Here is a 9,803-nt window from a genome sequence, read left to right as displayed (position 1 = left end):
TCATTAACTGTAATGTTACCGAAATACTTCTTCACTTCAATGACTAGGATGAATTGTCGAGTCACGACAATAAAATCTATTTGAGCAGATAATCCCCCATGTTTAATGTTTACATCATGTAAAATCATGATGGGAAGAAATGAATTAGTTAGTTCAAACAGTAGTGACTGTTCTCCAGCTTTCCCTATCTCCAACAACTTTATTTGCTGTTCTATTTTCTTTGAATCTGGGGGTAACAGTCCTTTAGCTAATTTATTTCGTAAACGTCCAATCTCCATATCGATCGAGTCACCTTCTTTAATAACAACAGGTGATTGTAATTCTGCTTTATCTTTTAATGTATCTATGACCCTTGATAAAAATGGTTTCTTTGCAAAAGACATATAAACGGCCCCCCACTTTTTAATTCAAATGGATATCTTGTGAATCAACCGACGTACACAATTAGCGAATTGCAAGATTATTCTATTTAACACTACTATCATACCAAGGTTAATAATTATTGCCTATCAATTTTTTGGCAAATTTGTCACAATGCTCTTGACGGGATACATCCACTGTAATTATTATTATTTTCAGATTTCTATAGCCGTTTCTACATGTTATTGATAGAATGACTATAGAATTCAGGGAAAGGATGATTACTTTTGTAAAGGTCGATCGTTCAAATGGTGGTGATCTCATTACTTGTCATCATCACGGGAGGTTGTTCAGAAAAAGAAAAGGAAAAACCAGACAATATTCCAGTGTCGTCGGTGAATGAAAAGCAAACGGAGGAAGTCCTTCAGGAAGAGGTTGAAGTAGAAAAAGTGAATGAACAACAAATTTCTTCAGCAGAAAGTATCTTGGATGAGATACAGAACATAGTGATACCTAATTCTGAAGAGACATTTATCGCACAACAACCTGGACTCTTTACTGCCGACATCCCCTATGAAAAAGAAACGAAACAAGTGTGGGGAAATTTTGGACTAGGTGATTATAAAGAAGAGCTGACCGATAAATTAGGTGTAATTGCAGCAGAGACTCAGGAGCCAGAGCTTATTTTCAAGGCGTTGCATTATTATGTCGGAAGCAATGCATATGGTCAAGTGGCGGCAGAGTTAGACGATTTCAGTATGGATTGGTTTGAACCTTATTTACCAGAACCAGGAGAGTTGGAAGGTGCCAAGGAACAAGAAACCGTGGAGCCAGGAAAAGCGATGATTTTATTAGATGCCAGCTCAAGTATGCTGCTAAATGTCCAAGGTAAGCAGAAGATGGGCATAGCAAAACGTGCGACTTCCCGTTTTGCAAGCACTATTGGTATGAGTGATGACGTATCATTGGTTGTGTACGGACACGCGGGTACACAGAATCAGTCGGATAAAGAGTTGTCATGCACGACTATTGAAGAAGTATATCCAATGGGTCCTTTTAAGGCAAAAGAATTTAAGGAAGCTGTGGATGGCGTGCAAGCAAAGGGCTGGACGCCTATAGCGGAAGCGATTAAATTTGCTCGTGAACATACGTCCGATTCTACTGGAAAATTGACTGTATACATCGTTAGTGATGGTGCGGAGACTTGTGGTGGTGATCCGATAGCGGAAGCAAAGGCATTTGCAGAAGAGAGCACGGATCGACAAGTGAACATTATCGGTTTTGATGTCGATTCAAAAGGTGAGCAACAATTGAAAGCTGTCGCGGAAGCTGGTAAGGGAGAATATATCTCGGCTAAAACAATTGAAGAGCTTGACCAATCAATCACAGAACAGTGGCTACCTTCTCTCAATGAAATCATGAGCAAGTCTAATTCATTATTGAAACAATGGGGGCAATTATATACCGAGATGGTCGACCGTTCTAACATTTCCTCACGATTTTTATATGCTACACTAAATGAATCTGATCGGATGCACGAAGCACTTCGTTCTATGCATTCAGAAAAATGGATCACTCCAGAAATACAAGAAGAAGTGCAAGAAATGATCCAAGTAAAAAAAGATAAGGCCATTGAAGTTCAGGATGCACTAGACGCTCGGGCACGAATTCGAGTGGAAAATGAGCGGAAAGCTATTGTCGAACGGGTGGATAAGTGGACAGATCGGATGTTTGAACTTCGTGAGTCACAGGGGAAATAAGAGTAATACTTTCTAATAAAGTGAATCAATACATGTGCTCTGTGCTAGTTTATTAAAAGCACTAGTTTCTTGCAATCAAAGTAGTTAAAGGCGTTCATATGACATGTCTTGAGCCTCTCCTGCGTCATATCGGTTGTCAATTCAATAGAGAATAAGTCGAAATCATAATAAATGCATACAATGGAAGCTTCAAACCAACTACGTAAACCTCCCTATATTCTCTGTTCTATTTACTTGTGCTTGTCTTCAAGGAATCCATTTGAATCGGATGGTCGCCTGTTTCTTAGGTGACTTCCGAAAGGATTTGACAAACTATATAAGAGTTGTTCTTTTTCTTCCATAACCTTTCGTTTGTATTTCTCACATCATCACGGAGCAGTTTGTGAATGCTCTCGAGAAGATGAGGCATACTTGGATCTAGTTTACTTCCTCTTTTCACTCGCAAGGGCTATGCTTAGATCCTCTTCCGAGTCAAATAGCACACACGCCTTTGAGAACACCAAAATTCCATAAAAAAGACCGCCTCATATGAATAATATGAGGCGATCTGCATACGCTTTTCAATCACAAAACAGGCATCTCTTCCCGTTTAATGTGTCGAGCAATTTTTTCGGTTAAACGTGTTGTCACTTTTGGTAGCACCATTTTAATAACAGGTGATAGCACAGCGCCGGTCAAGCCGCCTGCATTCACTTCGACCGTCCCTGTCATCGTTGTGTCTCCAGCAGTTTCTTCCGCTGTAAACTCTCCACTTCCAGTAAAGTTATCCGTAATGCCTTTTAATTCGAACCGAATCATGGATGGCTCATGGAATTCCGTGATGATTAGCTCCATTTTCACCGTCTTTTTTAGGCCTTTAAAATTTCCTTCGAATGTCCAAATTGACGTATGCTCATCAATTTGTTCGTGCTCCTTATAGGCAGGAACCATGGTTGCCCAGTTTTCAATATGACTCACATAATTCCATACGTTTTCGACAGACGTTGGTATAATTACAGAATGCGATGCGGTTGCCATACATTTTCACTACTTTCTTCTCAATTAATAATGGGACTATCCAACATTCATTTTAGCATTTTGACTGTTAAAATTCACCTTCTATTGAGGAGAAATTAAATGGCGGGCAACCGTTTAGGAGAAAAAAGCAAATTGGTTCTTGAAGTTCTAACTTTGTCTAACAAACTGAACTCCTCAATACCTATTAAAATTGACGAATTCTCCGACGGGTTTACGATAACCGCGTGATCGAACTTTATCGACACTTTTACCGATTGTGATCATCATAATGGGTTCCAAATGAGCAGGAATACTAAATTCGTTTCGTAATTCTTCTACATTGTGGACATGCATTGGACATGTATCGAACCCGAAATGCTTTGCGCTTAACATAAATAGCATGGCATGAAGACCCACATTTCGTGCTAACTCCATATCCAACTCATTCGGATTTTCTTTTAGCCTCTCACTATACTGTTTTATTGTTTCAATGGTCATCTCATATTCTAGCTCATCTATCATTTTTAGCAATTTCATTGGACCGTATATTTTTTCGATTTCGGGCAGCTCAATACTGTTCTTATTTCCCATGACAAGTATTACAGCACTTGCTGTATGGATTTTATATTGGTTATGGCTTAATTCTTTCACACGTTCTTTTTTCTCTTTATCTGTTATGACTAGGTACTCTGCGAACTGCAAATTAAATGCACTAGGTGCTGTTTTTGTTAACTCAAATATATTTTTAAAATCTTCTTCCGTCATTTTTTCATCTTCTATAAAATTTACTGTAGAATGGCGGACTTTTACTAGGTTATCAAAACTCATGATTATTCGCTCCGTTTCTTTTTTCTTTCTCTCTCTAAAACTCTTCGTAGAATTGGTAAGAATTTCGCTTGTCTTTCTTTTTGTAAGATCCTTGGATCACTATGTAAAAAGGCTAATCGACACGATAACGAATAGCCTTTCGGTTGAGCATGCCTGGATGTATGACTTTAAAGAGTACTTCCTTCTATTTGCTCATACCACTCTTTAGCCGCTTGCACTTCACTCATCGTCAGCTGATGACCATGGTTTTCCCAATGTATTTCAACGGACGCACTGGCTTCTTCTAGCAATGCCTTCAGGTCAACTGATTCTTGCTGCGGACAGATTGGGTCGTTTGTCCCAGCCGCAATAAATACTTTTGTTCCTTCTAAATTCGGAAGCGACATACCTCTTCTTGGCACCATCGGATGATGTAAAACAGCTCCTTTTAACGAATCTGCATAATGAAATAACAAACTCGCCGCGATATTCGCCCCATTCGAGTAACCAACCGCTACAATGTTTTGGCGATTGAATCCATACTTTTCGGCTGATTCAACCAAAAAGTGATTCAGTTCCTTTGTGCGTATAATTAAATCTTCCTCATCAAATACACCTTCAGCCAACCTTTTAAAGAAACGGGGCATTCCATTTTCTAAAACATTGCCTCGTACACTTAAAACGGAAGCTTCAGGATCAATAATCTCCGCTAACTGCAATAAGCTCTGTTCATTTCCACCCGTACCATGTAATAACAGTAGTACTGGTTGATCTGGATTCGTTCCTTGCTTAAAAATATGTTGCATAATACCAATCCTCACTTTTTATTAATAGAATACTTCCTTTTATTTCGGTCTTTCCATTGTAATCACGTCACCGATCGTAGCATAGTTTGCACCTGCCAATCGGCTGATTGCATGTAAACCATCAATTCTTCCATTTTCATAAATAGATTCATCTATATGAAAAAGCGTAAATCCTCCAATGAATAAATCAGCAGTAGGGTCTTCGTTGCCTAAAGGAATCGCTTGGATAAGTATACATTCCATATGAACTTTTGATTCTTTAATACCTTGTACAGAGATATTTACACTTGAGACTGGAGTAAAGATTATGTCGTAACGAAAGCGATTGGTCTCGGAATAATAAAACCAATTTCCCTTCGCATCTATGGCAATCAATATCTTTCCACCCCTTCAGATTAGTCAAGTGGGCGTACTTTAATTGGAATTAATGAATTCTCTAATCGCTCACGGAACTTTTCATATTGTGCAGGTAACTTCAGATCACTCCCCATCGTTTCAGGTGTTTCGTCATGTGCAAAACCTGGAGGATCTGTTGCAACTTCAAATAATATTTCTCCAGATTCACGGAAATAAATCGCATTGAAGTAATTGCGGTCTTTCACTTCTGTAACATGCTGACCTTTGTTCATTGCAACTTCTTGCCATTCCAAATGATCGTCATTGTCTTTTGCACGCCATGCAATATGATGGACAGTCCCAACGCCCATTGTTCCACGTATCCCTGTTACCATTTTCAAATCAATAATGTTGCCAATGTCAGCAGTTGCTTTAAATCGTTTATAGTCGCCTTCTTGACCAATACTTTCAAGCCCCATCACATCTAGTAAAGTTGTTGCCGTTTCTTCTGGACGACTTGAGTACAGTACAGCTCCTCCAAAACCTTTAATAGCAACATCCTTGGTGACGCTACCGAAAGTCCAACCGTTCGCTTCTCCACTTTCACGCTCAACGATCTCAAGATGTAACCCATGTGGATCATCAAATTGAAGATAGGTTTCGCCAAATCGATGGGCTACGGTATAGTCAATATCAAATTTCGTTAATCTTTCTTTCCAGAAATCCATTGCACCCATCGGTACCACATATGTCGTAACCCCTACTTGCCCGTCGCCAATTCGGCCTCGATAAGCATCTGCCCAAGGGAAAAAGGTAATGATGGTGCCAGGTTTTCCGCCCTCATTCCCAAAATACAGATGATACGTTCCTGGATCATCGAAGTTGATAGTTTGTTTTACAAGTCGTAATCCAAGTACACCTGCGTAAAAATCAATATTTTCCTGCGGATGACCAACGATTGCAGTAATGTGGTGAATGCCTGCTGTATGTTTTTTCATGACTAGTTCCTCCTCTATTTACTAACTCCTAGGCTTCCCACTAGACCAAGGATCATTTAATTTTTAGTTATCACCGAAATGAGATGGTATCCAATGGTTTTCCAATTATCATCACCTAACGTATAACCACTGAGCACATCCTTCAATAAAACTTGAAAACGATTTGCTCAGCCTTCATACTTTTTAGGAAACAACATGTACATGTAAAACCATGCACATGTTGTGTAATCTCCAAATTAGCGGATTGTTTTTAATGCAGTTGACCAAGGAATGACTTGATCCAACATTTGATTTACTGAATCGACTTGTACTTCTTTCGGCTTGAAATCTGTCCCGTTTTCGAAGTCAGTAAATAGTGATAATGCAGGGTGTACTCGTACATCCGCTACTAATAATTCACCTAAAATGCCACGTAAATGCTCTGCTGCACGTGCACCGCCGACAGATCCGTATGATACGATCCCAGCAGCTTTGTTATTCCATTCGTCACGCAGGTAGTCTAATGCATTTTTAAGTGCGCCTGTAATGGAGTGGTTATATTCTTGAACAATAAATACGAAACCGTCTTGTTTTGCGATGGCTTCCGACCAAGCAGCTACTTTAGAAGCATCTCCTCCGGGCTCACCTAAAAGTGGTAATTTATAATCTGCAATATCAATGATTGTATAGTTTGCATCGCCACGTTTGTCTGCGACTTCTTTCACCCAAGCTCCTACCTGTGGGCTTACTCGTCCTTCACGTGTTGATCCTAAAATAATTCCGATATTTAGCTTTGTCATTGGTTGTTCCTCCTGTTTTTCATTTCCAAATAGTTTATTTAAAAATCCCATGTTACGTATCCACCTTTTACAAATATTCTTTTTCGATATGTTTCGTGCTACGAACTGTATTAATCGGACGCACTAACTTTTCGATTTGCTCACGTTTTGGCTCTAGGAATGGTGGCAAGGATAAAATTTCCCCCACTGTTTCATAGGGTTCGTCACCCATAAATCCGGGTCCATCCGTAGCCCATTCAAATAAAATCCCTTGTGCCACACGCGCATAAAGTGATTCAAAGAAGAAGCGGTCCACATAACCTGATGTACCAAAACCGAAACTTTCCATCCGTTCAATCCACTCATGTAATACTTTTGTATCGTTAACTCGGAATGCCGCATGATGTACAGTTCCGAAGCCTTGTTGTCCATTGGGTAAAATTGTATTGTGTTCTACAATCACTTGAGCACCGTTGCCCCCTTCACCTACTTCGAATAGGTGAAGCGAATCTTCTTTCGCTATTTCCCGCAATTCCATTACTTTTTCAAGTACTTCTTTAAAATAATCAAATTGCGCGATCCGAACATGAATGGGGCCTAACCCAGTAATGGCAAACTCTAATGGGACAGGTCCATTTTGCCAAGGTGTACCAGAGGCAACTCCCTCATTATGTTCATCAGAGATTAACATATATTGCTGATCATCAAAATCAACAAAGGAAATGGATTTCTTCCCGAAGGTTTCTTTAATACCCATATGTTTCACTTCATATTTGTCAAAACGCTTCACCCAATAGGCTAATGCTTCATCTGTTGGAACACGGAAAGCAGTTTTATATATTTCGTTTGTTCCATGAGTCCCCTTTGGAATACCCGGAAAATCGAAGAACGTCATATCTGTTCCGGCAGATCCTTTATCATCTGCGAAGAATAAGTGATATGTTTGAATATCATCTTGATTGACTGTTTTTTTAACTAAACGCATACCTAAAACATAGGTGAAAAATTCATAGTTTTTTTCCGCGCTGCTTGTAATGGCTGTAACATGATGGATCCCTTTTATTCCATTCATACTTATTTCCTCCGATCCACTATCTCGAATTCGAGATAAAAGTGTGTTAAACAATTATAACGCTTTTGCTTTGTAGCCAATTCGTTTTAAAAAAGCAATTGTATCTTGAACTTCATTGGCTTCTAAGTCTTCAAAAATTTTGCTTATTATTACTTGATGTTGCGGGAAAATGTCATCCATAAACTCTCTTCCTGCATTCGTTAACGCTGCATAAGTAACTCGCCGGTCTTCCTGGCAACCTTTCCGAACAACATAGTTTTTTTGCTCTAACTTATCAACGACATACGTGGTACTGCTGCTGGAAATGAGAACATTCTTACCGAGCATTTGGATGGGCTGGTCTCCTTTATGGTACAGTAATTCCAAAACAGAAAACTCTGTTGGATTTAACCCATACTGAGCGACATCTTTTCGAATAACTTCTAGAATAGATTGAGATGTACGGAGTATAACAGTAACTGCTTTTAATTCCTCGCTTGTAAGTCCCATTCACTTCCCTCCAATATTGGTGGAAACATGGTAAATTTACACTTCCTGTTCTCGTATTTTTCCATCTGTAATCCAATTGACTTATGCGTGTGGATTGATCTCAAGTTCCACCTTAATCTTGATGTCTTTCCCGACAAGTACTCCGCCTGTTTCCAGCGCTGCGTTCCATGTTAAGCCGAATTCTTCACGATTGATTTTTGCTTCCGCTTCAAATCCGTAAACTTCGACACCCCACGGATTCGTACCTTTACCGCCATATTCCACATCAAAGGCTACTGGCTTTGTGACATCTTTAATGGTTAACTCGCCAATTACTTTGTAGTCGTCTCCATCTTTCGTAATGTTTGTGGACTTGAATGTAATTGACGGATAGGTTTCTACATCGAAAAAGTCTGCCGATTTTAGATGATTATCACGATCATCGCTTTTTGTATCAATACTTGCCACTTCAAATACAAAGGAAATTATAGCAGTTGTTAAATCGGTTAAATCCGCAGCTTCAACATCTGCAGTATAAGAATTAAAATGTCCTTTCACTTTCGATACCATCATATGCTTTACTTCAAATCCTACGTTTGAGTGGGATTGGTCTACTGTCCATTTCTCCATTTTAAATCCTCCTATTTTTATCTCGTAATCGAGATATATATGAAATTTTTTTGCCCTGCCTTCCTATAGGGCAAATAGCTATGCATCAATTTGATATTGCTTTGAATTAATTTATCTTTAATTCGAGATAAATTTATCATACTATCACTTTACCTGTCAATACATTTGATGAAATTCATGATTTTTTATTTTTTGTTTAGCTCTCGTAACTCCCAAAAACACATCCACGCACTATCTCCTAAACCCCCTACGGTGCCCAATTACGCGAATAGAAATACGTTCGCGAAGACTTTCTATCCTCATACTATAAACATGGTTTGACCCGTTATGAACATGGCCAAGCGCACATATAGTAAGAAAACACTTATTTATCTATTCTAAAAAAAGAAAAGAGGCATTGTCACGAATGGAAAGTGCATTATTGATTATCATCCTTATGCGGATCTTTTCCGGCAGTGTGGACATCACCGCTGCCTTGTTCATGTACAAGTTCAATGACTTGGAGAAAGCCTTTTACATTAATACGCTGCTGGCGCTCGTCGGTCCTTGCGTGCTGATAATCACAACGGGTATCGCGTTATTTGGACTTGCCGAGAAGATTTCGCTTCTGCGGATGATTTGTTTGTTTGCTGGAATTATCTTGATACTGGTCAGTTTGAAGATGGATTGATGCGGATCAATAGTGGATGAAAAAAAGAAGTATGTTCTCTCCAATTAGAGAGAACATACTTCTTCCAGACTGTAGACAAAAGGGTTGGAAATCGTAACGATTTCCAACCCTTTTGTCATTTCGGTACTAAAATCAGAGAAAT

The 9,803-nt window shown here is 39.2% G+C and carries 12 protein-coding genes; 2 read left to right on the top strand and 10 right to left on the bottom strand.

Annotation, left to right across the window (positions count from 1 at the left end):
* Positions 1-383 (bottom strand): nuclease-related domain-containing protein (locus GD002_RS17350; RefSeq protein WP_194841677.1); only part of this gene is annotated, 383 nt, incomplete at its 3' end.
* A 285-nt stretch (positions 384-668) separates the two neighbouring features.
* Here GD002_RS17350 and GD002_RS17345 point away from each other — a divergent pair.
* On the top strand, positions 669-2,120 hold the full coding sequence (locus GD002_RS17345) for a vWA domain-containing protein (protein WP_153733627.1): 1,452 nt from the start codon (positions 669-671) through the stop codon (positions 2,118-2,120).
* A gap of 564 nt (positions 2,121-2,684) precedes the next feature.
* On the opposite strand, the gene GD002_RS17340 is transcribed toward GD002_RS17345, so the two are convergent.
* The 9 genes from GD002_RS17340 to GD002_RS17300 form a co-directional block, all read right to left on the bottom strand.
* Positions 2,685-3,137, bottom strand: coding sequence for an SRPBCC family protein (locus GD002_RS17340; RefSeq protein WP_153733626.1), 453 nt, complete (start codon positions 3,135-3,137; stop codon positions 2,685-2,687).
* A gap of 174 nt (positions 3,138-3,311) precedes the next feature.
* Positions 3,312-3,944 carry a nitroreductase family protein gene (locus GD002_RS17335; RefSeq protein WP_153733625.1) on the bottom strand — a complete coding sequence of 211 codons (633 nt, stop codon included), beginning with the start codon at positions 3,942-3,944 and terminating at the stop codon, positions 3,312-3,314.
* A 167-nt stretch (positions 3,945-4,111) separates the two neighbouring features.
* Entirely contained in the window at positions 4,112-4,732 is a 621-nt protein-coding gene (locus tag GD002_RS17330) for an alpha/beta hydrolase (protein WP_194841678.1), read from the bottom strand.
* 36 nt (positions 4,733-4,768) lie between these two features.
* Positions 4,769-5,104, bottom strand: coding sequence for a hypothetical protein (locus tag GD002_RS17325; protein ID WP_153733623.1), 336 nt, complete (start codon positions 5,102-5,104; stop codon positions 4,769-4,771).
* A gap of 20 nt (positions 5,105-5,124) precedes the next feature.
* Positions 5,125-6,063 (bottom strand): ring-cleaving dioxygenase, encoded by a 939-nt coding sequence (locus tag GD002_RS17320; RefSeq protein WP_153733622.1) that lies wholly within the window; start codon positions 6,061-6,063, stop codon positions 5,125-5,127.
* Between the two features lie 236 nt (positions 6,064-6,299).
* Positions 6,300-6,893, bottom strand: a complete 594-nt coding sequence (locus GD002_RS17315) for an NADPH-dependent FMN reductase (protein ID WP_153733621.1) — start codon at positions 6,891-6,893, stop codon at positions 6,300-6,302.
* A gap of 16 nt (positions 6,894-6,909) precedes the next feature.
* Complete coding sequence (locus tag GD002_RS17310) at positions 6,910-7,893, bottom strand: ring-cleaving dioxygenase (protein WP_153733620.1); 984 nt, start codon at positions 7,891-7,893, stop codon at positions 6,910-6,912.
* A 54-nt stretch (positions 7,894-7,947) separates the two neighbouring features.
* Complete coding sequence (locus GD002_RS17305) at positions 7,948-8,382, bottom strand: MarR family winged helix-turn-helix transcriptional regulator (RefSeq protein ID WP_153733619.1); 435 nt, start codon at positions 8,380-8,382, stop codon at positions 7,948-7,950.
* Positions 8,383-8,463: 81 nt separating this feature from the next.
* The gene (locus GD002_RS17300) at positions 8,464-8,991 is read right to left on the bottom strand and encodes a YceI family protein (RefSeq protein ID WP_153733618.1); all 528 of its coding nucleotides are present in this window, start codon (positions 8,989-8,991) and stop codon (positions 8,464-8,466) included.
* 406 nt (positions 8,992-9,397) lie between these two features.
* Between GD002_RS17300 and GD002_RS17295 the strand changes: the two genes are divergently transcribed.
* Positions 9,398-9,661 (top strand): YqhV family protein, encoded by a 264-nt coding sequence (locus GD002_RS17295; RefSeq protein WP_153733617.1) that lies wholly within the window; start codon positions 9,398-9,400, stop codon positions 9,659-9,661.
* The last annotated feature ends 142 nt before the right edge of the window (positions 9,662-9,803 follow it).

It is taken from the genome of Sporosarcina obsidiansis (assembly GCF_009651005.1).
Lineage (GTDB): Bacteria > Bacillota > Bacilli > Bacillales_A > Planococcaceae > Sporosarcina > Sporosarcina obsidiansis.
This window is presented reverse-complemented; position numbering and strand designations above follow the sequence as displayed.